Origin of the sequence: Streptomyces durhamensis (assembly GCF_000725475.1) — a bacterium.
GTDB lineage: Bacteria > Actinomycetota > Actinomycetes > Streptomycetales > Streptomycetaceae > Streptomyces > Streptomyces filipinensis.
Map to the genome: position 1 here is coordinate 201,870 of NZ_JNXR01000003.1, position 22,345 is coordinate 224,214.

Genomic DNA, 22,345 nt, shown 5'->3' on the forward strand with positions numbered 1-22,345 from the left:
GACCCCAGCGCGCCGCGCGACCCCTACGCGGTGAAGCGCCCGGTGCGTTTGATCTGCGGGAAGTCGGTCGTCGCGCCGTCCAGCTCCAGGGCGCGTACCAGCCGGAGATGATCCTGGGTGTTGACGACCCAGCCGATGATCCGCAGCCCGGACGCGCGCGCGTGCTCGACGACCTCCAGGGTCAGCCGGCGGATGTTGAGGCAGACGGTCGCCGCGCCCACGGCGACCGCCCGCTCCACCACGTCCGTGCCGTAGCGGCTGGTGACCAGCGCCGTGCGCACCCCTGGCACGAGCCGCGTGATCTCGGCGACCGCGTCGTCGTGGAAGGAGGACACCTCCACGCGCCCGACCAGGTCGCGCTCGCGCATCACCGCCGCGAGGGCCCGGGCCGCCGCCACATCCTTGATCTCCGCCTGCAGCGGTGTCCGCACCGCGTCCAGCACCTCCTCGAACACCGGCACCCGCTCGCCGCGACCCGCGTCCAGGGACCGCAGCTCGGCCAGGGTCTTGTCGGCGATCGCTCCGGTGCCGTCGGTCGTACGGTCCACCTCCGCGTCGTGCATGACGACGAGGGCGCCGTCCTTGCTCAGGTGCAGATCGAGTTCGATCAGGTCGAGGCCGGCGTCCTGCGCGGCGACGAAGGAACGAAGGGTGTTCTCGGGCTCGACACCCATGACCCCGCGGTGACCGATGGTAAGGAAGTTCAAGGTTCAACTCGCTTCCGTCGACGGCGGCTCGGCACGCGCGGGACGGGCGGACGCCGTCGTCCGCGCGGGCAGAGTCGCAGCCTAATGGCCGGGCCCGGCGATGAACCCGCACGTGCACGAGGCATCCGGGTGTGTGGCGGGCGTCTGCTGGCCGGTATGCGCCCCCGCCGTCACCCTGTCGTGGGCGAGTCCCCGCACGCTTGACCGCTCTGTGTCGCGCCGGCGAGTGTCGGGCCGAGGCGACGGAAGTGAGCGCCGTCACGGTTTACGGCAGGAAAAATATCGGTGACCAAGGCGGTGGACAGAATAATTTCCTGAGCTTGCCTCTTGCTGGCTGAAACGGGGTATGCATACGGTGTCCTTACGCGAGCTTCTCCCGTGGAGGATGGGACATGACGGAAATTCTTGTGCAGGCGGGTGCGAAGGGACAGGTTTCTTCGCTTACCAGGGTGGTGGAGCATCCGGCCTGGCCCGTGCTCAAGGATGCCGTGGAGCAGATCCGGCCATGGCAGTCCAAGGACGGATCGATCGACTTCGACGCCGAGGGTGCCCCGTCCGCGGCGGACGCCGAGACCGCCGTACGGCGTGTCGTCGACGCGGTCGAAGAGCTGTCCCCGCTGCTCCCGCACGACGAGGCCTACCACCAGGCCCTCGTGAAGGACCTGCACCGCTGGGCCGAGGGCGGCTTCCAGGTGCCGGACTTCCTGGACTCCCTGCTGGCCTTCCAGCCCGCCGCGCAGCGCGCGGACGGCCTGCAGCACCTGGTCGTCTTCCCGATGTACACGCAGAACGGCAACCCGGACCGCAACCTGGAGGCGGTCGTGCTGCGCATGGTCTGGCCCGACTGGCTGGCCGAGCTGGAGCGCACGCGCTACGACAACCCGCTGTTCTGCGGCATCACCTTCGAGGACTTCACCGCCGGCTACGACACCAACTCGGCCGTCCTCTTCCCGGAGACCATCGCCGTACGCGAGGCGCCGGAACGTTTCTCCTGGGGTGGCATCTTCTGCGACCGCGAGGCCGCGCGCTTCCGGCGGGTCACCGCCGCGGCGGTCGGCATCCTGGGGCTTGAGCTGCCCGAGGACATCGCCGCGATGGTCCACGACCAGAAGCGCTGCGAAGAGGCCTTCGTGCTGTGGGACATGGTCCACGACCGCACCCACAGCCACGGCGACCTGCCGTTCGACCCGTTCATGATCAAGCAGCGCCAGCCGTTCTGGATGTACGGCCTGGAGGAGCTGCGCTGCGACCTGACCGCCTTCAAGGAGGCCGTCAAGCTCCAGGCGGACGGCGTCCCGCAGGCCCGTGACGTGCAGTACGCGGTGCTCTTCGACCGCATGTTCCGCTTCCCGGTCACCGGTGACCGCGTGCGCAACTACGACGGCGTCGGCGGCCAGCTGCTCTTCGCCTACCTGCACAAGCACGACGTCATCCGCTGGACCGACAACAAGCTCTCCATCGACTGGGACCGCGCCCCGCAGGTCACCAACGAGCTGTGCGCCGAGATCGAGAAGCTGTACAAGGACGGCATCGACCGCCCGAAGCTGGTGCACTGGTTCGCCGGCTACGAACTGGTCCGCACCTACCTCGCCCCGCACCCCGGTTCCAAGTGGGCCAAGGGCCCCGACGCCCTGGACCTGACCCAGCCGCCGCGCAAGCTCGTGGACGACGTGCTCGCGGACGAGTTTCCGCTGAGCATGTTCTACGAGGCCCTGTCCAAGAAGCTGAAGAATGTGATCGCCTCCACCAAGGGCATCACGGCGGACAGCGCCGAGCCGGTCGCCGCGTGAGCGACCGCGTCCAGAACACTGCTGCAGAGGGGAAGATCATGGGGAACGGGGCGAACGGGCCGCTCAGCGGTGCGGTGATCGCGGTGGCCGGCGCGGGCGGACCCGCCGGGCGTGCCACCCTGATGCGCCTGGCCGAGGCCGGGGCGACCGTCGTGGGCGCGGACAACGACCCGCAGCGGCTGTCCGAGGCCGTGGACGCGGCCCGGTACGCGTCCGGTGGCGCCACCGTCACCGGTGACACGGTGGACCTGCTCGACCTGCAGTCCACCCGGGACTGGGCCGCCCACATCGAGAAGGACTTCGGGCGCGTCGACGGCCTGGTGCACCTGGTCGGCGGCTGGCGCGGCAGCGAGACCTTCACCAAGACCAGCCTCGACGACTGGGACTTCCTGGAGCTGCTGCTCGTCAAGACCGTGCAGCACACCTCCCTGGCCTTTCACGAGGCGCTGCAGCGCAGCGAGCGCGGCCGGTACGTCCTGATCAGCGCGGCCGGTGCCTCCAAGCCCACCGCCGGCAACGCGGCGTACTCCGCGGCCAAGGCCGCCGCCGAGGCGTGGACGCTCGCCATGGGCGACTTCTTCCGCAAGGCGGGGGGCGCCGAGGGGCCGACGTCCGCGGCTACGATCCTGGTGGTGAAGGCGTTGGTGCACGACGCGATGCGCGCCGAGCGCCCCAACGCGAAGTTCGCGGGCTTCACGGACGTCAAGGACCTGGCCGAGGCCATCGAAGGCGTCTGGAGCAAGTCCGCCGCCGAAGTGAACGGAAACCGTCTGTGGCTGACCGAGAAGCCGTGAACCCTCCCAAGACCGACGCGCGTCGCCACCACGACCCGCAGGTCCGCGGTTTCGCCAGTGACAACTACGCCGGAGCCCACCCGGAGGTGATGGCCGCCCTGGCCCTGGCCAACGGCGGCCATCAGGTGGCGTACGGCGAGGACGAGTACACCGAGAACCTCCAGCGGATCATCCGCGGCCACTTCGGCGCCACCGCGGAGGCCTTCCCGGTCTTCAACGGCACCGGTGCGAACGTGGTCGCGCTCCAGGCCGTCACCGACCGCTGGGGTGCGGTGATCTGCGCCGAGAGCGCGCACATCAACGTCGACGAGGGTGGCGCGCCCGAGCGGATGGGCGGCCTGAAGCTGCTGACCGTCCCCACGCCCGACGGCAAGCTCACCCCCGAGCTGATCGACCGGCAGGCGTGGGGCTGGGAGGACGAGCACCGCGCGATGCCCCAGGTGGTGTCGATCACCCAGAGCACCGAGCTGGGGACCCTGTACACGCCCGAGGAGATCCGCGCGATCTGCGAGCACGCCCATGCTCGCGGCATGAAGGTGCACCTGGACGGCTCCCGGATAGCCAACGCGGCCGCCTCGCTGGACGTGCCCATGCGGACGTTCACCAACGCGGTCGGCGTCGACATCCTCTCGCTGGGCGGGACCAAGAACGGCGCCGTCTTCGGCGAGGCGGTCGTGGTCATTAACCAGGACGCGGTGCGGCAGATGAAGCACCTTCGGAAGATGTCGATGCAGCTGGCCTCCAAGATGCGCTTCGTGTCGGTGCAGCTGGAGGCGCTGCTGGCGAAGGACCTGTGGCTGCGCAACGCCCGGCACGGCAACGAGATGGCGCAACGGCTCGCCGAGGGCGTGCGCGCGGTGCACGGCGTGGAGATCCTCTACCCGGTGCAGGCCAACGGCGTCTTCGCGAAGCTCCCGAACGACGTGTCCGAGCGCCTGCAGAAGCGCTTCCGGTTCTACTTCTGGGACGAGGCCGCCGGGGTCGTGCGCTGGATGTGCTCCTTCGACACCACGGAGGAGGACGTCGACAGCTTCGTGGCCGCCCTCAAGGAGGAGATGGCCCGCTAGCGCGATCGTCGCCAGTGATGCATAGGTATGCGACTGCTTGAAAAGTCATTGACTGTCGAGTGGTCGCATTCCTATGCTCTGCGGCCATGGAGCTGATCCAGAACACCGCCGACCTCTCCGCCTACTTGGCCGCCGACGAGGTCATCGACCATCACCATCCTGTGGTCCGGGAGACGGCCGGGCGGCTGGCCGCAGGCGCGACCGACTCGTATGCCTATGCACGAGCCGCCTATGAATTCGTCCGGGACACCATCCCGCACTCCCAGGACGCCGGCGACCTCCGCGTCACCTGGCGCGCCTCCGACGTCCTGCGGCTGGGCACCGGCATCTGCCACGCCAAGTCCCACGCCCTCGCGGCCCTGCTGCGCGCCGAGGACATCCCCACGGCCCTGTGCTACCAACGCCTGACGCACGACGACGGCAGCGGTCATGCCCTGCACGGTCTGGTCGCCGTCCGCTTCCACGGCGCCTGGCACCGGCAGGACCCGCGCGGGAACAAACCCGGAGTCGACGCCCGGTTCTCCCTGGACGGCGAGCGTCTGGCCTGGATCCCCGACCCCGCCTCGGGTGAGCGGGACCATCCGCTCCTGTACGCCGCACCGCACCCGGCCGTCCTCGACGCGCTGAAAGCGGCCCCCGACCGCCCCTCCCTGTGGAAGGCGCTTCCCGACACGCTGTGAGGCTCACCTCGTCCCTTCCGTGCGGCACCGGCGGCGCAGCGCCCGCACCCTCGTCGAGGGAGCGCTGACGCACATCACCGTGCTCGAACCGGCGCGGGGCGCGGTCGCAGCCGGTGTGCGGGAAGCCGGCGCCGGTCGGCGGCACCGGAGCATTGTCGGGCCCGGAAGATCCTCCTCGTGCCGCGCGTAACCCCACGGTATGAAGACCCGGACCATGATCACTCCAATGGGTGCACACGGAGCGGTGTCCGATTGCGGTGCGGCACCCCTTCTCACTTCACTGGCCCGGGCCGCCTCACTGCACGAGTCACCGACCCGAGCCGCCGACCGGCGGCACCCGACGACGAGTGCGGCCCGCCGCGGAGACGACACGACTTCCATGACCAAGCCCCGCTGCAGCACGATCCGTCGCGTCGCCGTCCACGTGCCCGCCGACCGTCAGACCGGCACGGAGATCGAGGACGAGGTCCGCTCCCGGAACCCCGGGGTACGGGTCATGCCCGGCATCCTGCGGCAGATGTACGGCTTCGAGGAACGCCGCGTCGCACCGCCCGGCAGCTGGCCCTCCGATCTGGCCGCCGCGGCCGGCCGCCGCGCCCTGGATCAGGCCGGCCTGGCCCCCGACGCCGTCGACCTGCTGATCTTCGCGTCCGTGAGCGAGGACGTCGAGGAGCCGGCCACCGCCCATGTCGTGGCGCATAAACTCGGCGTCACCGCCCCGGTCTTCGACGTGCAGAACGCCTGCAACGGCGTCCTGAACGCCCTGGAGATCGCCGACGCCCTGATCCGGGCGGGCCGGTACACACGCGTACTCGTGGCCACGGGCGAGCTCGGCAGCCGGCTGTCCGCACTGCCGGTCCGTGACCGAGGTGAACTGGCCCTGCTGCTGCCCGCGTTGACGCTGGGCGACCTCGGCGCCGCCCTGCTCGTGGAGGCGAGCGACCGGCCGGGCATCCGTGCCGCCGTGTTCTGCGCCAACTCGTCGAGCTGGCCGGCCGCGACCGTCGCCAACCCGTACCTCGGGCCGTCAGCCCCCGCCCCCGCGGTCCGGCTCGACTCCGCGGCCCTCGCCGCCTCCTTCGCCGGCCTGGAGGCCCGCGCGTTCGAGGCGCTGCACGCGACCGGCCGCAAGCCGGGAGACCTGGACCTCGTGTGCGTGCACCAGCCGTCCGTCGCCTTCACCCACACCATCCTCGACGCCCTCGGCGTACCCGAGGACAAGGTCGTACCCGTCTTCACGGCCTACGGCAACGTCGCCACCGTCGGCCTTCCCCTGCAGCTCGCGCAAGCCGAGCGGCGGGGGCGGTTGCGCCCGGGCGACCTGGTCGCCCTGTTCGGGCTGGCCAGCGGCGCCTCCGGCGGGCTGGTCCTCCTGGAGTGGAACCCCTGACACACATCAGCAGTCCCGACCGTCGCGCCCCTGAGGAAAAGGCCATGACCGACACCTACGACATCATCCGCTCCGTACTGACCGGCAGCTTCCTCGTTCCGGAAGCCGAACTCGGCCCCGAGGCCACTCTGGAGCAGCTCGAACTGGACTCCCTCGCACTGGCCGAGTTCGCGCTGATCCTGGACGAGAGGCTCGGCGTGAAGATCGACGCAGAGCACGCCACCCGGACCACCACGCTCGCCGAAGTCACCGAGTACGTCGACACACTGCGCGCCTCGGACACGGTGACGGCCCCGTGAGCGCCTCGATCGCCGTGACGGGCCTGGGACTGGTCACACCCGCCGGGATCGGCGTCGACGACACATGGACCGGCGTGTGCGCGGGTCGGGCCACCGCCGCCCCGGACCCCGTCCTCGCCGGGCTGCCCGTCGACTTCTCCTGCCGGGTCCCGCTCGCGGAGCGGGACCTGGACCGCCGGATCGGGCGCAAGGCCTGGCGCATGGGCCGTTTCGCCAAGCTCGCCGTGCTCGCGGCCCGGGAGGCGGTCCGCGACGCCGGGCTCGACCCCGTCGGCTGGGACGGGGCCAGGGTCGCCACCGTCATCGGCTGCGGCATGGGCGGGCTGGAGAAGCTGGAGGAGCAGTACGCGCGTCTCGAACAGCGCGGAGCCGACCTGACGTCACCCCTCGCCATTCCGATGATCATCCCGAACCTCGGCACGGGCGAGGTCTCCATCGACCTCCAGGCGCGCGGGCCCAGCCTCAGCCCCGCCACGGCCTGCGCCTCCGGCGCCAGTGCCATCGCCACGGCCCGGGACCTGCTCGCCGCCGGCCGCTGCGACATCGCGGTCACGGGAGGCGTCGAAGCCGCGGTCAGCCGCGTGTGCACCATCGGCTTCTGGCGCATGGGCGCACTCTCCGAACGGGCCGACCGGGCCGCGGCCTCCCGCCCGTTCGCCGCCGACCGGGACGGCTTCGTCATGGCGGAGGGCGCCGGGATCCTCGTCCTGGAGCGCACCGCCGACGCCACCGCCCGCGGCGTGCGGCCCCGCGCCCTGCTCGCCGGGTGCGGCAGCACGTCCGACGCCCACCACCCGACGGCACTGCCCGAGGACGCCCACGGTGCCGAGGCCGCCCTGCGCACGGCGCTCGCCGAGGCCGGTCTGGCTCCTGAGGACGTGGACCACGTCAACGCGCACGGCACCTCGACTGCGCTCAACGACGCCGCCGAGGCGGCGCTGATCGCCCGGGTCCTGCCGCACCGCCCGAGCGTCACCGCGGCCAAGGGTGTGCTCGGGCACACCCTCGGCGCGGCCGGGGCGATCGAGGCGGCGCTGACGGTCCTCACCCTCCAGCACCGGCGGGTCCCGCCGGTCGCGAACCTCCAGGCGCCGGCGCCCGAGTTCGACATCGACTGCGTCACCAAACACCCCCGCCGCCAGGACGTGCGCACGGCGGTGAGCCACTCCTTCGGCTTCGGCGGCCACAACGTCGTCCTGGTCCTCACCTCTTGCTGAGCAGGCACCCCGCCCGACGCCGCCTCGGTCGCACTCGCTAACCTCCCGGCCATGAGCAACGGGGGAGCGGGAGACGACGACAGCGCCGGAGCGAAGGAGACGCCGGCACCGACGCCGTCCGGCGCGCCGGGGGAAGCCGGGGGCGAGGGCTCAGGCGGGCAGCGGACCGCGGCAGACCGAAACGGGGAATCCGCCGAGCGGGGGCGGGAACTCGCCGCGAGCGGCGGGGCATTCGCCGGAGGGAGCCTGGGGTCTGCCGGGCAGCCGGACTCCGCCGAACGGGAAGGTCCCGCCGGTCCGCACGCGCCGGACTCCGCCGGACCGGAAGGCCCTGCCGGTCCGCAAGCGCGAAGTGCCGGGGGCGCGGAGGGCGGCGGCTCCGGTGGGCGGTTCGGCTGGGTGCGTGAGCACCGGGTGCTCGCCTCGGCCGTGGCGCTGGCCCTGCTCGCGGGCGCCGTCGCCGTGCCGCTCGCCTTCAGGGGCCGTTCGTGCAAGGAGCTGCCCGCCACGACAAGGGAGTTGGCGCAGGCCCCGGCGTCGGCGACCCGCGCTCTCGACCCCGGCGACGACATGTCCCGCTACGACGCCGTACGCGTGCTCCTGCCGTCCGGCACCCTGTGCGGCGACGGCGGTCGTGCGCTCGGCCAGGTGATGACGGCCGCCACCGGCGCAGACGGCCAGAAGCCGCACACCACGGCCCAGGCCCGCGTCGTGTACGCGCTCAGCGCGGTCTACCACGAGGCCGATGTGCCGTCCGGCGCGGAGCCGGGTCTGGCCCGTGTGCTCGCCGGTTACGTCGTCGACACCACTCTGCTCAGCCTCGACGACCCGGACGCCGCCGGCCCGGCCGCCTCCGGCGAGGATGCCGCCCCCGACCAGGCCGGCTGGTCCCGCTTCGGCCCCTTCCTCGCCCCCGGTGAGGCACACCCGGACTTCGGCTTCGACCACACCGGCACCCTGACGGCCGACCCGGGCCCCCTCTTCGCCCGACTGGCCCGGGACCCGGAGGCGTTCGCCCTCCTCTACGACGCCGAACGCGCCTACCTCGCCCACTATCTGGAGCGGCTCACCCGCCAGGGCACGGACCCGGACTACCACCCCGAGAAGGAACCGGGAGAAAAGACCTCGCCCCCCACGCTCGGAGTCGACAACGACCTGGAGGACATCGCGCGCCGCATCGGCACCCTCATGCACGTCAGGGCGGACGGCACCCGCGACGGCGACATCGCCGATCCCGACGCCTTCGACGCGTCGGTGCGCCGGCACACCCGGGGCGCCTACCGGGCGGCCCCGGACCAGGTGACGGGGCGGCCGTCCATGGGCGGCATCGCCGGGCGGCCGGTGAGCGGACCCGTACCGGGCGATCTCATGGACGGCCGCCGGCAGATGTTCCTGGCGGTGGACGCCTGGGCCGAGGCCCGGAAGGCACCGGCCGGCCGGGCGGCGGCCATCCGGCAGATCCTCGACGACGCGTATCTGACGGCGTACCGCAACGGTCCGTTCTGACGGCCCGGCGCGCTACGGCACGACCCGGCCCCGCGCCTTACGGCACGACCCGGCCCCGCCGCCCTACGGCACAACCCGGCGAACGCCCTGCGCCACCACCCGGCCCGCCGCTCCACGGCACGGCCGTACGGAGCACGCCGGGGTGGTCAGCCGGTCAGGCGCAGCCCCGAGCAACCCCGCCGCCGGACCTGGTCCTCCGTGAAGGCCCTCAGCAGCCTGCGCTGCTCCGCCGTGCCGACACCGGGGATCCCCTTCGAGGCCTTCACGGCGAAGTTGGCGGCCTCGCCGTCGCAGCGGGCGGTCGCCGTCAGCGGGCGGCGCACGCCGTCGAAGGAGACCACGCGGTTGCTCCAGTCGCCGTACCAGGCGGCGAACAGCAGGCTCTGGCTCGTCTGCGCGGCCTCACCGCGCCTGGTCAGGTCGCAACGCCCCGCGGGTGACGCGTCGTTCATCAGTGGCGCCACCCGCCACTCGGCGGCCGAGGGGATCCGCGCGCGGGCCACCCAGCCGCAGGCCGTGCCGCCCGCCGCGGTGACCGCAACCGCCCGCTGCGGCTCGCGGGGATCCGCCGGCGCCGCGGCGCCCTCCGGCACCGCCAGCGGCTTCGCGCCGCACCCCAGGTGCCGTGAGGCGGAGTTGACCAGTGGGACGACCGTCTCGTAGACCGCGTGGCTCGTGCGGGCGGTGGCCTGGCCGGGGACGGCGGTCACCAGCATCCGGCGCGGCCGGCCCGCCGCGTCCCGTCCCAGATCCGGACAGCGCAGCTGGAACCGGAGGTCGCCGAGATCGTCGATGAACCCGGGCAGACCCTGCGGCATCGGACGCAGGAAGGAGAAACCCTCCTGAGGGAAGGCGTCCTGGAACTCGCCGTCCTGGTCGTCCCGTTGGGTGTAGGCGGTCATCCGCACGACCAGCGTGCCGCTGCCCTGGCCCTCGAAGCGCAAGGTGCAGCCGTAGTCGCCGAGACGGGGATGAGCCGTCGTGTCCGCCTTCGTGAAGTGACCGCCACCGGCCGCGAGTTCGCGCACCGGTCCGGAGGGCACCGCGCCGTCGCAGGCGCTGCGCACCAGCCACCAGTCCCGCACGTACGGTGCGGTGATCCAGCCGGCCAGGGCCAGCACGGCCGCAGCCGCCAACGTCACCTTCCACCAGCGCCGCATCGTCGAGCCCCCGTACAGCGGTCGGCACACGAGAGCCACCCGGCTCTCCCGTCACGATCGCGAACCCTATCGGCCGGGACGCCGCCGCGGGTCTCCGGGTGCCGTGCCGCTGTACTGCTGAACCCCCTCAAGCCCCCCGGTCGAGGTTGCGCAGGTCAGTGGGCCTCGGCCGTCCGCAGCTGCTCCACCGTCGGAGCCGTGCCACCCAGGTGGGCGGGCAGCCACCAGGAGTCCTCGGTGCCCTTGGGGCGGCCCGGGTAGGCGCGCTGCGCGGCCTCCAGCAGCTCCTGGACGGCCTCGCGCAGCCGCCGGGTGATGGCACCCGCGTACTGGTCGCGGGGTGCCTCGACCGCCTCGCCGACGCGGATGGTGACGGGCAGGTGGTCGCGCTTGAAGTTGCGGGGCTGGCCCTTCGTCCACAGCCGCTGGGTGCCCCACACAGCCATCGGGATCAGCGGGACGCCGGCGTCCTGCGCGAGGCGGGCCGCACCGGACTTGAAGCTCTTCAGCGTGAACGACTGCGAGATGGTGGCCTCCGGGAAGACCCCGATCACCTCACCGGAACGCAGCGAGTCCAGCGCGTGCGCGTAGGCCGCCTCGCCCTTCTCGCGGTCCACGGGGATGTGCTTCATGCCGCGCATCAGCGGACCGGAGATCCGGTGCCGGAAGACGGCCTCCTTCGCCATGAAGCGCACCAGCCGCTTCTGCGGCAGGGCCGCCAGGCCGTTGAAGACGAAGTCCAGATAGCTGATGTGATTGCTGACCAGCACGGCGCCGCCCGAGCGCGGGATGTTCTCCGACCCCTGACAGTCGATCTTCAGGTCCCAGACCTTGAACAACGTCTTGGCGAAACCGATGACGGGACGGTAGACCAGCTCTGCCATGGGCGGGGTGGGCCCTTTCTGCTCTGCTCGGGAAAGGGGGGCTCCCGGCGGGGAAGTTACGCAGCCGTAGGTTTACGGCGTCTCGCAGATCGTGCCCGAAGAACGGACGGGTAGCCAGTCCTGGTGCCCCGCGGCGGCGAGATCCTCGTCACGTCGGCCCACACCCCACCTCGGTTCTTTAATCCCCTTTTACTCCGCTCGTACCGTGGCCCTCTTCAGGAGCAGGAACATCTCGCACCCCAGGCAGTAGCCGAACGCCGCGTTCAGGAACGCGGCGGCGAGCGCCGCCCCGGTCGCGGCCAGCCCCAGCCACTGCGGCCCCACCGTGAAGCCGGCCAGTCCGAGCCCGGCGAACACCAGACCCACCGCCTGGGCGAACCGCGGGGGCTCCGGCGCCTCGAACTCCGTCGGCGGCCCGAGCCGCGGCCGTACCGCCGTGCGGAACGCCCAGCCGTACGGCGAACGGTGCGCGCCCGCGGCGGCGCCGAGCGCGAAGACGAGCGTCTGCCAGCCCAGCACCCAGGTGTTCTGCAGGCTCAGGGCCACGGCCAGCACGGCCGTCGTCACGGCCGCGCCGAAGCGCGGTCCCCTCACGTCGATGTCCATGAATCAAGGATTCCGCAACGGAAAGTCCCGCGGGAGGCGGGAATCTTTGCAGTCTCGTGAATGCTGATGCGGATGATGACCGGACTGGTGGTGTGCGTGGCGGTGCTCGTCGTGGCGAGCGCCTTCGGAGTGCTGCACAGGCGGCGGAGCGGGAGGGTACGGGTGCGCGGGCGCGACGAGGGCAAGCGGCTGGGAGCGGCCGAACTGGGCGGCGACCTCGGTGAGCGGGCCACGCTGGTCCAGTTCTCCAGCGCCTTCTGCGCGCCCTGCCGGGCCACCAGGCGCATCCTCGGCGAGGTCGCGGACCTGGTGCCCGGGGTGGCTCACGTCGAGATCGACGCCGAGGCCCACCTGGACCTCGTACGCGAACTGCAGATCCTGAAGACGCCCACCGTGCTGGTCCTCGACGCCGGTGGACGGGTGGTGCGGCGCGCCACCGGACAACCCCGCAAGGCCGATGTCATCGCGGCAGTGGGGGAGGCCGTGTGAGGGGGCCTCAGGAGGTGGCGCGGCGCCTTCCGGATCGCGGGCCGCGCTTGACTGTGCGCACTGTCGATCGTCAGCCTGGCCCTATGCCGACCGAACTCCTTCTCTTCGGGCGGGTCCACGTCGACCTCGCCCGCACCGCGAGCGCCACCTGTCCCCGTTGTTGAGCACCGACGGCCCCGCTCGCGACCCCCAGCAGAAGGACAACTCCATGACGGCCTCGCCCGAACTCGGCACCGTTCAGCTCGCTTCCCCCGACCTGTTGCGCTCGACCTTCCGCCGGCACGCCGCCGGTGTGGCGGTGATCACCGCACGTGGTGACGCGGGCCCGGTCGGCTTCACCGCCACCTCCCTCACCTCCGTCTCCGCCGAGCCCCCGCTCGTCTCCTTCGGCATCGGCACGGGCGCCTCCAGCTGGCCCGCGATCGCCGAGACGGAGCACATAGGCGTCCACATACTCGGCGAGCACCAGAGTGAGCTGGCCGCCACCTTCGCCCGCAGCGGTGCCGACCGCTTCGGTGCGCCGACCGCGTGGCGCGAGGGCCCGGAAGGCGTACCGGTGCTGGAGGACGTGCTGGCCTGGCTGGTCTGCCGGGTCGTCGGCCGGGTGCCCGCCGGCGATCACCGCATCGTGCTGGCCGAGGTGGTCGTGGGCGACCCCACCGGCGCCGGCCGCCCCCTCCTCTACCACCAGGGCCGCTTCAACGGCCTGCGGGATTGATCACGCCCGCCGGTCCTGCGAAGCCGTCGAGTTCCGGTTACGCTGCGTTGCGAAGGTCACAGTTCAAAGCGCTTGCTTAGCGGGCGCGAAATGGGTGTACTGACGAGTAATATTTCGGTCGGAGCGCTCGGACGCCCCGATCGGGATCGGCCGCTTGAGGCGCCTATGCTGCCTGCAAGAGGCAGCCCGGAAATGACGATGCAGTAGGAGAGCCGGCGTGAGCTTGAGGATCGTTGTCACTGTGAAGTACGTGCCCGACGCCACTGGCGACCGGCACTTCGCCGATGACCTGACCGTCGACCGCGACGACGTGGACGGTCTGCTCTCCGAGCTGGACGAGTACGCGGTCGAGCAGGCGCTGCAGATCGCCGAGGACGCGGACGACGCCGAGGTCACCGTCCTGACCGTCGGCCCCGAGGACGCCAAGGACGCGCTCCGCAAGGCCCTGTCGATGGGTGCCGACAAGGCCATCCACGTCGAGGACGACGACCTGCACGGCACCGACGCCATCGGCACCTCCCTGGTGCTGGCCAAGGCGATCGAGAAGGCCGGTTACGACCTGGTCATCTCCGGCATGGCGTCCACCGACGGCACCATGGGCGTCGTCCCGGCGCTGGTCGCCGAGCGCCTGGGTGTCCCGCAGGTCACCCTGCTCTCCGAGGTCTCGGTCGAGGACGGCACGGTCAAGGGCCGCCGCGACGGCGACGCCGCCTCCGAGCAGCTCGAGGCGCAGCTCCCGGCGATCGTCTCCGTGACCGACCAGTCGGGCGAGGCGCGCTACCCCTCCTTCAAGGGCATCATGGCGGCCAAGAAGAAGCCGGTGGAGTCCTGGGACCTGTCCGACCTCGACATCGAGGCCGAGGAGGTCGGCCTGGACGGCGCCTTCACCAAGGTCGAGGCCGCGAACGAGCGCCCGGCCCGCACGGCCGGCACCATCGTCAAGGACGAGGGCGAGGGCGGCAAGCAGCTCGCTGAGTTCCTCGCGGGCCAGAAGTTCATCTAAGGCCCCGCAGTCGCTGACCGCCCCTCAACTTCTTTTCGCAGGAGAGCAATCCCATGGCTGAAGTCCTCGTCTACGTCGACCACGTGGACGGTGCCGTCCGCAAGCCGACCCTTGAGCTGCTGACCCTGGCCCGCCGCATCGGCGAGCCGGTGGCCGTCGCGCTGGGCAACGGCGCCGCCGACACCGCCGCCACCCTCGCCGAGCACGGCGCGGTGAAGGTCCTCACCCACGACGCCTCCGAGTACGCCGAGTACCTGGTCGTGCCGAAGGTGGACGCCCTGCAGGCCGCCCACGAGGCCGTCTCCCCGGCCGCCGTGCTGGTCCCGTCCTCCGCCGAGGGCAAGGAGATCGCCGCCCGTCTGGCGCTGCGCATCGGCTCGGGCATCATCACCGACGCCGTCGACCTGGAGGCCGGCGACGAGGGCCCGGTGGCCACCCAGTCGGTGTTCGCCGCGTCCTTCACCACCAAGTCCCGGGTCATCAAGGGCACCCCGGTCATCACGGTCAAGCCGAACTCGGCCGCCGTCGAGGCCGCCCCGGCCGCCGGTGCGGTCGAGGCCCTGGCCGTGACCTTCTCGGACAAGGCGACCGGCACCAAGGTCACCGCCCGTACGCCGCGTGAGTCCACGGGCCGTCCGGAGCTGACCGAGGCCGCGATCGTGGTCTCCGGCGGCCGGGGTGTCAACGGCGCCGAGAACTTCTCGATCATCGAGGCGCTCGCCGACTCCCTCGGTGCGGCCGTCGGCGCCTCGCGTGCCGCCGTCGACGCCGGCTGGTACCCGCACACCAACCAGGTCGGCCAGACCGGTAAGTCGGTCTCGCCGCAGCTGTACATCGCCAACGGCATCTCCGGCGCGATCCAGCACCGCGCCGGTATGCAGACCTCGAAGACCATCGTGGCCGTCAACAAGGACGCCGAGGCCCCGATCTTCGAGCTGGTCGACTACGGCGTGGTCGGCGACCTCTTCGACGTCGTCCCGCAGCTGACCGAGGAGATCAAGGCCCGCAAGGGCTGAGCTCCTCCCCGGCTCGACGAGGCCCCCGTGACCGGCATGGTCGCGGGGGCCTCGGTGCATCCTGGGGACGATCGGCCGGGCGCCGACCAGGGTCCGGACGGGGTGTTGACCAGCGAGAACCGCACGGATAACTTCATTCTACGGATTGTTGATTCCGTACAGCGGAAAATTGGAGGGTGTGGGATGGGTCAGCAGGAGAAGGTGGCGACGAGCCTCGCGGGCGCCGTCAGCGAGGAGATCAGTGCCTCCCTCGCACCGGTCGACGCGGAGCTGGAGCGCCGCTACCCCGGGGACCCCGGCACCCGGCAGCCCGTCCACACCGTGTACGTCCCCGGGGACGCCTTCGACGCCGGCACCATCCGCTCCTGGGGTGACCAGGCCCTGGCCGCCCTGGACGCGCACGCTCCGGACGCCGCCTCCTTCGCGGCGGTCCTCGGGCTGTCCGACGGGCTGGCCGAGCCGGTCTACTCCCGTGTCCGCGCCAAGCTGGAGCGCGAGCCGATCGAAGACCTGCGCGTCGACTTCGAGGACGGCTACGGCCCCCGCCCCGACGCCGAGGAGGACCGGGCGGCGGCCCGCGCGGCCCGCCTGATCGCGGAGGCGTACGAGAACGGCACGGCGGCGCCGTACATGGGCATCCGCATGAAGTGCATGGAGGCGCCGGTACGCGACCGGGGCATCCGCACGCTCGACGTCTTCCTCACCGGCCTGATCGAGTCCGGCGGCCTCCCCGAGGGCCTGGTGCTGACCCTGCCGAAGGTGACGTACCCCGAACAGGTCTCGGCGTTCGTCCGCCTCCTGGAGGCCTTCGAGAAGGTGCACGGCCTGGAGACCGGCCGCCTGGGCTTCGAGATCCAGATCGAGACCAGCCAGTCCATCGTCGCCACCGACGGCACCGCCACCGTCGCCCGGATGATCCAGGCCGCCGAGGGCCGCGCCACCGGGCTGCACTACGGCACCTTCGACTACAGCGCCTGCCTCGGCGTCTCCGCCGCCTACCAGGCCAGCGACCACCCGGCCGCCGACCACGCCAAGGCGATCATGCAGGTGGCGGCGGCGGGTACCGGCGTCCGTGTCTCCGACGGCTCGACGAACGTCCTGCCCGTCGGGCCGACCGAGAAGGTCCACGACGCCTGGCGCCTGCACTACGGCCTCACGCGCCGGGCCCTCGCCCGCGCCTACTACCAGGGCTGGGACATGCACCCCGGCCACATCCCCACCCGCTACGCGGCCGTCTTCGCCTTCTACCGCGAGGGCTTCGAGCAGGCGGCGGGCCGCCTCGCCCGCTACGCCAACCACGCGGGCGGCGACGTCATGGACGAGCCGGCCACGGCCAAGGCGCTTGGCGGCTATCTGCTGCGCGGCCTGGACTGCGGCGCCCTCGACATCGCCGAGGTCGCCCGCCTCACCGGGCTGACCCGCGCCGACCTGGAGGGCTTCGCGGCGCCCCGCCGCGGTGACCTGACGGCCTCCGCGAAGTAGCGGGAGCCGCGGCCCGGTCGGGGCCCCGGCCGGGAGAGTCCGCCGCCACCGCCCCCGCGGTCGTCCGGCGGGCGGTGGACGAGGTCCTCGCCGCGAGGCCCCGGCCGCCGCGAGGGTCCGCCGCCGTGCACGAGGTCACCGGGGCCGACGGGTGTCCGCTGACCGTCCTGGAACCGGTCGACGGCCCCTTTCCGGACCACGTCCTGCGCGAGCGCGGCACCGTGGTGGGCGAAGACCGGCGACGACAGCGGCGACACCGGTGTCCACGTCGGCGACGTCCACCTCAACGGCGGAACGACGACGCACCGGTGCCCGGGCCTCAGGGCCGCTGACCGTCGGCGTACGGCTCGAAACCCGACTCCGTCACCCACTTGTGCTCGGCGAACAGCCGCGTGCCCCGGGTGCACAGCCCGGCGTCCCGGCGCGCCCGCGCGCAGAACTCCTCCGGTGTGACCCCGAACAGCTCGCGCAGCGGAGCCGATGCCACGAGGAGTCCGGTGAGCAGGGCGCGTTGGTCACCGGGGTGCCGGCGCGGCGCGCCGGAGCCGTCGTGCAGCACCCCGTGCCGGTTGACATAGGCGTACGCCCCGGCGAGCGCGGAGCCGTCCGGCAGCTCGACCCGCACCTCCGGCTCGGGCAGCCAGGCCCGCCGGAAATGGGGCTCACTGGCGTCGATCACGTCCAGCTGGCACCGGTCGAGCCAGATGACGAACAACTCGCGTGCGGGGCCGGCGGACTTCACGGGGGAGGCGGAGACATAGCCCAACCGGCTGACGTGTGCCGAGACCCCCACATCGAGCCCGGTCACCCGCGACCGCACCATCGGCACGGGGGAGGCGATCCGGAACTCGGCCATCTTGTGCCGTAATTGGCCCGGGCAGGCGTTGGAGCCGACGGCGAGCACCGGCACCCGGTCGTCGTGCACCAGGCGCTCCAGCGGAAGCATCCGGTCGCCGTGCAGCAGTCCGGAGTCGGCCGGCCAGGCGCCGGGATAGGTCAGCGGATACTCGCGGGGAGCGTCGGCGAGACCGAGTTCCTCCAGGGTGCGGCCCGTCACGGGCGGCTCAGTCGGCCGGCGGCAGCTCGCCGGAGCCGCGCGTGATCAGCCGGGTGGGCAGTTCGATGCGCTCCGGTGCGACGAGCCCGCCGTCCAGCTGACGGAAGAGGCGCTCGGCGGCGGTGCGGCCGAGGGCGGCCGCGTCCTGGGCGACGACCGTGACGCCGGGCTGGAGCAGATCGGCCAGCTCGATGTCGTCGAAGCCGACGAGGGCGACCCGGCGGGCGTGCTCGGCGAGGACCCGGATCACGGTGACCGTCACCCGGTTGTTGCCCGCGAAGACCGCGGTGACGGGGGCGGGCCCGCAGAGCATGTCCTCCGCCGCCCGGCGCACCCGCTCCGGATTCGTGGCCCCGAGGGACATCCAGGAGTCCTCGACCGGTATCCCCGCGTCGTCCATGGCCGCCCGGTACCCGCGCAGCCGCTCGGCGGCGGTGTGGATGCGGGGCATGTCACCGATGAACCCGATCCGGCGGTGGCCGTGCGCGATCAGATGGGCCACACCGTCCCGGGCACCGCCGTAGTTGTCCGAGAGCACCACGTCGGCGTCGATCCGGCCGGCCGGCCGGTCCACGAACACGGTCGCCACCCCGGCCCGGATCTCCGGTTCGAGATAACGGTGGTCGTCCCCGGCGGGGATCACCACCAGACCGTCCACCCGCCGCGCGCACAGGGCCAGCGCCAGCTCCTGCTCGCGTTCCGGGTCCTCGGCGCTGGAGCCGTTGATCAGCAGGGCGCCGTGGGCCCGGGCCACCTCCTCTACGGCACGGCTGAGCGGGCCGTAGAAGGGGTCGGCGAGATCCTCCAGGACCAGGCCGATGCTGGCCGTGCGGCCCTTGCGCAGCACCCGTGCGCTGTCGTTGCGGCGGAAGCCCAGCGCCTCGATCGCCTCCTGCACCCGGCGTTCGGTGTCCGGGGTGACGCCGGACTCGCCGTTGACCACCCGGGAGACCGTCTTGAGCCCGACCCCGGCCCGTGCCGCCACGTCCTTCATGGTGGGGCGGTTTCCGTAACGGGTGCCGGGAGCGCTGTCTGCGCGGCGGGTGGTCTCGGGCACGGTGCGGTGTCCTGTCCTGTCGTACGACTTGTCCACGTTGTCAACGGGGTAGTGCGTCGATCCTCTGTTTGTATGAGGATGTGGCGTCGAGCATAGAGCCTGGACAACGTTGTCAGGTGCGAGAGACACTGTCCACCGCTGTCTCCGGCCTGCGCCCCCACCGCTTGACCGGTCTGCCTTTCCTGGTTTGCGAGCTTCAACGGGGAGTCTGACTCTGATGCACACCGACCTAGTGGCGGCCCTGGACATCGGCGGTACCAAGATCGCCGGCGGTCTCGTGGACGGCCATGGACGGATCCTGGCCCGAGCCCAGCGCGCCACGCCGGCCCAGCAGGACGGCGAAACGGTCATGCGGCAGGTCGAGGAGGTACTGGCCGAGCTGGCCGGGTCGCCGCTGTGGGGGCACGCGCACTCCGTCGGTATCGGCAGCGCCGGCCCGGTGGACGCCTCGGCGGGCACCGTCAGCCCCGTGAACGTGCCGGGCTGGCGGGACTTCCCGCTGGTCGAGCGGGTGCGCGCGGCCACCGGAGGCCTCCCGGTCGAGCTGATCGGCGACGGTGTCGCGATCACGGCCGCCGAGCACTGGCAGGGCGCCGCCCGCGGCCACGACAACGCGCTGTGCATGGTGGTGTCGACCGGCGTCGGCGGCGGGCTGGTGCTGGGCGGGAAGCTGCATCCCGGGCCGACCGGGAACGCCGGGCACATCGGACACATCAGCGTCGACCTCGACGGCGACCCCTGTCCGTGCGGCTCGCGCGGCTGTGTGGAGCGGATCGCCAGCGGGCCGCACATCGCCCGCCGCGCCCTGGAGCAGGGCTGGCGCCCCGGGCCCGACGGCGACACCTCGGCCGCCGCGGTGGCCGCCGCGGCCCGCGAGGGCGACCCGGTCGCCGTGGCCTCCTTCGAGCGGGCGGCCCAGGCGCTGGCCGCCGGCATCGCGGCCACCGCGACCCTGGTCGAGATCGACATCGCGGTGATCGGCGGGGGCGTCGGCAAGGCGGGCGACATCCTCTTCACGCCCCTGCGCAAGGCGCTCACCGACTACGCGACCCTGTCCTTCGTCCAGCGCCTGACGGTGGTGCCCGCGCAGACGGGGACGGACGCGGGGCTGGTCGGCGCGGCGGCGGCCGCCCTGGCGCGCAGGCCGGACGCGGCAGGGGTGTGAGCCGAGGTTCGACGCACGGCGCCGCTCGCCGCGAGGTGCCGCAACACGACGGCACCGCGGCTCCGTGAGGTGCGTGGGGAACCGCGCGACCAGCCCCCACGCACCCGCGGCCCGCGTACGGTCTCGACCGCCCCCGCGGACGGACGCCGTCAGCAGCTCAGGCCGGCGTCCGCCCAGTCCGCGTGGTCGGAGTCGTTGCCGTCTCCGGCATCGGTGACGACCAGACGGACCACCTGCGCGCCGGTGATGTCGGCGCTGAGCGGTTGGGCGGGCATCGCGTTGGTCAGCACGCCGGTCGAGGCGACCTTCGTACCGTCCGCCCAGATCTCGAACGTGACGGTGCCCCTGGTGCCCTTCTCGTCGTCGACGCCGACGTCCGCGGTGACCTTCTCGCAGACCTTGCCGGTGTAGAAGGAGATGTCGCTCGGTGCGTGGGCCCCGAGGCCCTTGGCGTACACCGTGCCGCCGACGGTGATCGGGTGCCCGTCGCCCGCGGCGCTCTCCCCGTTGCTGGTGTCGCGTTCCACCGGCCCCCAGCCGCTGCTCGCCGACAGCCAGGGCAGGTCGCTGAGGTACGACGTCCCGGAGGGCGGCCGTACCACCACGGACGCGGTCAGCGGGAGCGTGCTCGTGACGAGTTCTCCGGCCGGTGAGCGGTAGCCGGCCCGGAGTGTGAGCGCGTAGGGCCCGGTCGGGGTCCCGGGCGGGGCGGTGACCTTCCAGGCGGTGCGCAGGGTCCGGCCGGTGGCGAGGGCGGTGGCCGTGGTCGGCGAGGCGGGCCGTACGGTCCACCCGTCGGGGCCGGTCAGGGACACGGAGACGTGGCGCGCGGAGGTACGGCCGAGGTCGGTGAGGGTGCTGGTCAGCGTGGCCGGGGTGGCGGCCTCCAGCAACGGGCTGCCGTCCAGGCCCAGCTCGGCGGCGGGCGGGTGCGCGGCCCAGTGGGGGTCGGCCGCGACGCGCAGCAGGACCGTGCCGTGGGCGGGGACGGTGGCCGCGACGGTGCCGGCGGTGTTGTAGCTGCTGTGCTGCCACAGGTCCCGCAGGGTGTAGGCGGGTGCCTCGGGCAGGCCGACGGCGGCTGCCGTGGTGGCGATCCGCTGGGCGGTGCCCGACTCGTTGAACAGGGCCACCGCGCGGCTGCCGTCCTTCATCTCCTTGGCGACGACCCAGCGCCCGCCCGCCGACGACACGACCGTGCCCTGCTTGCCGAGCGGGTCCTGGTCGACGGCGATGACCTCCTTGTTGTCCAGGATGTCGAAGGTCGACGGGGAGGCCTTGCGCAGGTCGGTGCCGATGAGCAGCGGCGCGGCCATGACCGACCAGAGGGAGAAGTGCGAGCGGTACTCGGTGTCCGACATGCCGCCGTTGCCGACCTCCAGCATGTCGGGGTCGTTCCAGTGACCCGGACCGGCGTACGGCGCGAGGGGGAGGTTCTGCTTCAGGATGGAGAGCATCGAGCCCCAGCTGTCGCTGATGTCACCCGTGGTGCGCCACAGATGGCCGACGTCCGACGCCCACTGCCAGGGCTTGTTCTCACCCCATTCGCAGATGCTGTACACGATGGGCCGCCCGGTCGCCCTGAGCGCGTCCCGCATGGTCGTGTACCGCTGCTTGGCGTCGACGCCCTGGTTGTTGCAGTTGTCGTACTTCAGGTAGTCCACGCCCCAGTCGGCGAACTGCGCGGCGTCGCTGTACTCGTGGCCGAGCGCGCCCGGGAAGCCCGCGCTGTTGCAGGTCTTGGTGCCGGCGCTGGTGTAGATGCCGAGCTTGAGCCCCTTGGAGTGGACGTAGTCGGCGACGGCCTTGATGCCGTTCGGGAAGCGGGCCGGGTCGGGCACCAGCTTGCCGTCGGCGTCGCGCCGCGGCAGCGCCCAGCAGTCGTCCAGGTTGACGTACTGGTAACCGGCGTCCTTCAGGCCCTTGTCCACGAACAGGTCGGCGATGCCCTTGACCATGTTCTCGTCGAAGTCGGCGCGGCAGTGGGTGGAGTTCCAGTTGTTGAAGCCCATCGGCGGAGTGAGGGCGAGACCGTCGGCCAGGGCGGGGGCGGCGTGCGCGGGGGCCGCCAGGGCGGGGGAGGCGAGGCCCGCCGCGCACAGCAGGCCGGCGGTGAGTGCTCCGGCCACTCTTCGGCGGATGGTGCGGGTGTGAGGGTGACGCATCGTTGACGTTCCTCCGACTCGCGAAAGGTGGATGACGACATGCGGCGACCAGGGCGGCATGTCCGTGTCATCGGTGCGCGTTTACGGTAGGAC

General features: G+C 72.1%; 22 protein-coding genes. 15 read left to right on the forward strand and 7 right to left on the reverse strand.

Annotated features, from left to right (window positions below):
* Positions 1–23: 23 nt before the first annotated feature.
* Positions 24–707 (reverse strand): glycerophosphodiester phosphodiesterase, encoded by a 684-nt coding sequence (locus IO33_RS0104575; protein WP_063765731.1) that lies wholly within the window; start codon positions 705–707, stop codon positions 24–26.
* Positions 708–1,099: 392 nt separating this feature from the next.
* Between IO33_RS0104575 and IO33_RS0104580 the strand changes: the two genes are divergently transcribed.
* From IO33_RS0104580 to IO33_RS0104615, 8 genes are all read left to right on the forward strand, one after another.
* A complete protein-coding gene (locus IO33_RS0104580; protein ID WP_031160485.1) occupies positions 1,100–2,497 on the forward strand; it encodes a DUF6421 family protein in 1,398 nt (465 codons plus the stop codon).
* Between the two features lie 38 nt (positions 2,498–2,535).
* Positions 2,536–3,291, forward strand: coding sequence for an SDR family NAD(P)-dependent oxidoreductase (locus IO33_RS0104585; RefSeq protein WP_031160487.1), 756 nt, complete (start codon positions 2,536–2,538; stop codon positions 3,289–3,291).
* Positions 3,288–4,358: a threonine aldolase family protein gene (locus tag IO33_RS0104590; protein WP_031160489.1), complete on the forward strand. Its 1,071-nt coding sequence runs from the start codon at positions 3,288–3,290 to the stop codon at positions 4,356–4,358. Before IO33_RS0104585 ends, IO33_RS0104590 begins: the two co-directional genes overlap by 4 nt.
* A gap of 86 nt (positions 4,359–4,444) precedes the next feature.
* A complete protein-coding gene (locus IO33_RS0104595; protein WP_031160491.1) occupies positions 4,445–5,038 on the forward strand; it encodes a transglutaminase-like domain-containing protein in 594 nt (197 codons plus the stop codon).
* A 379-nt stretch (positions 5,039–5,417) separates the two neighbouring features.
* A complete protein-coding gene (locus IO33_RS0104600; RefSeq protein ID WP_031160494.1) occupies positions 5,418–6,428 on the forward strand; it encodes a 3-oxoacyl-ACP synthase III family protein in 1,011 nt (336 codons plus the stop codon).
* A 44-nt stretch (positions 6,429–6,472) separates the two neighbouring features.
* Positions 6,473–6,727, forward strand: a complete 255-nt coding sequence (locus IO33_RS0104605; RefSeq protein ID WP_031160497.1) for an acyl carrier protein — start codon at positions 6,473–6,475, stop codon at positions 6,725–6,727.
* Positions 6,724–7,944, forward strand: a complete 1,221-nt coding sequence (locus IO33_RS0104610; protein ID WP_031160500.1) for a beta-ketoacyl-[acyl-carrier-protein] synthase family protein — start codon at positions 6,724–6,726, stop codon at positions 7,942–7,944. The genes IO33_RS0104605 and IO33_RS0104610 overlap by 4 nt, the downstream gene beginning before the upstream one ends.
* Before the next feature lie 399 nt (positions 7,945–8,343).
* Positions 8,344–9,450, forward strand: coding sequence for a hypothetical protein (locus IO33_RS0104615; protein WP_167349431.1), 1,107 nt, complete (start codon positions 8,344–8,346; stop codon positions 9,448–9,450).
* Between the two features lie 146 nt (positions 9,451–9,596).
* Here IO33_RS0104615 and IO33_RS0104620 read toward each other — a convergent pair whose 3' ends face one another.
* The 3 genes from IO33_RS0104620 to IO33_RS0104630 all read right to left on the reverse strand — a co-directional run bounded on the left by IO33_RS0104620 (position 9,597) and on the right by IO33_RS0104630 (position 12,100).
* Entirely contained in the window at positions 9,597–10,649 is a 1,053-nt protein-coding gene (locus tag IO33_RS0104620; protein ID WP_031160505.1) for a hypothetical protein, read from the reverse strand.
* Positions 10,650–10,765: 116 nt separating this feature from the next.
* On the reverse strand, positions 10,766–11,494 hold the full coding sequence (locus tag IO33_RS0104625) for a lysophospholipid acyltransferase family protein (RefSeq protein WP_031160507.1): 729 nt from the start codon (positions 11,492–11,494) through the stop codon (positions 10,766–10,768).
* A 189-nt stretch (positions 11,495–11,683) separates the two neighbouring features.
* A complete protein-coding gene (locus IO33_RS0104630; protein ID WP_031160509.1) occupies positions 11,684–12,100 on the reverse strand; it encodes a DUF4395 domain-containing protein in 417 nt (138 codons plus the stop codon).
* Positions 12,101–12,175: 75 nt separating this feature from the next.
* Between IO33_RS0104630 and IO33_RS0104635 the strand changes: the two genes are divergently transcribed.
* The 6 genes from IO33_RS0104635 (at position 12,176) to IO33_RS0104655 (ending at position 16,808) form a co-directional block, all read left to right on the forward strand.
* Positions 12,176–12,589, forward strand: coding sequence for a TlpA family protein disulfide reductase (locus IO33_RS0104635; RefSeq protein ID WP_031160512.1), 414 nt, complete (start codon positions 12,176–12,178; stop codon positions 12,587–12,589).
* Positions 12,590–12,672: 83 nt separating this feature from the next.
* Complete coding sequence (locus IO33_RS54025; RefSeq protein WP_373305757.1) at positions 12,673–12,753, forward strand: putative leader peptide; 81 nt, start codon at positions 12,673–12,675, stop codon at positions 12,751–12,753.
* A 44-nt stretch (positions 12,754–12,797) separates the two neighbouring features.
* The gene (locus tag IO33_RS0104640) at positions 12,798–13,307 is read left to right on the forward strand and encodes a flavin reductase family protein (RefSeq protein WP_031160515.1); all 510 of its coding nucleotides are present in this window, start codon (positions 12,798–12,800) and stop codon (positions 13,305–13,307) included.
* 217 nt (positions 13,308–13,524) lie between these two features.
* Positions 13,525–14,310 (forward strand): electron transfer flavoprotein subunit beta/FixA family protein, encoded by a 786-nt coding sequence (locus tag IO33_RS0104645; RefSeq protein WP_031160517.1) that lies wholly within the window; start codon positions 13,525–13,527, stop codon positions 14,308–14,310.
* Between the two features lie 53 nt (positions 14,311–14,363).
* The gene (locus IO33_RS0104650) at positions 14,364–15,326 is read left to right on the forward strand and encodes an electron transfer flavoprotein subunit alpha/FixB family protein (RefSeq protein ID WP_031160520.1); all 963 of its coding nucleotides are present in this window, start codon (positions 14,364–14,366) and stop codon (positions 15,324–15,326) included.
* Positions 15,327–15,509: 183 nt separating this feature from the next.
* Positions 15,510–16,808 (forward strand): DUF6986 family protein, encoded by a 1,299-nt coding sequence (locus tag IO33_RS0104655; protein WP_031160522.1) that lies wholly within the window; start codon positions 15,510–15,512, stop codon positions 16,806–16,808.
* 319 nt (positions 16,809–17,127) lie between these two features.
* Here the strand turns inward: IO33_RS0104655 and IO33_RS0104660 are convergent, their stop codons facing one another.
* Complete coding sequence (locus tag IO33_RS0104660; RefSeq protein WP_031160524.1) at positions 17,128–17,865, reverse strand: hypothetical protein; 738 nt, start codon at positions 17,863–17,865, stop codon at positions 17,128–17,130.
* A 7-nt stretch (positions 17,866–17,872) separates the two neighbouring features.
* Entirely contained in the window at positions 17,873–18,922 is a 1,050-nt protein-coding gene (locus IO33_RS0104665) for a LacI family DNA-binding transcriptional regulator (RefSeq protein ID WP_031160526.1), read from the reverse strand.
* A gap of 217 nt (positions 18,923–19,139) precedes the next feature.
* Between IO33_RS0104665 and IO33_RS0104670 the strand changes: the two genes are divergently transcribed.
* On the forward strand, positions 19,140–20,087 hold the full coding sequence (locus tag IO33_RS0104670; RefSeq protein WP_031160528.1) for an ROK family protein: 948 nt from the start codon (positions 19,140–19,142) through the stop codon (positions 20,085–20,087).
* Positions 20,088–20,236: 149 nt separating this feature from the next.
* Here the strand turns inward: IO33_RS0104670 and IO33_RS0104675 are convergent, their stop codons facing one another.
* Positions 20,237–22,252, reverse strand: coding sequence for an NPCBM/NEW2 domain-containing protein (locus IO33_RS0104675; protein WP_031160530.1), 2,016 nt, complete (start codon positions 22,250–22,252; stop codon positions 20,237–20,239).
* Between the last annotated feature and the right edge of the window lie 93 nt (positions 22,253–22,345).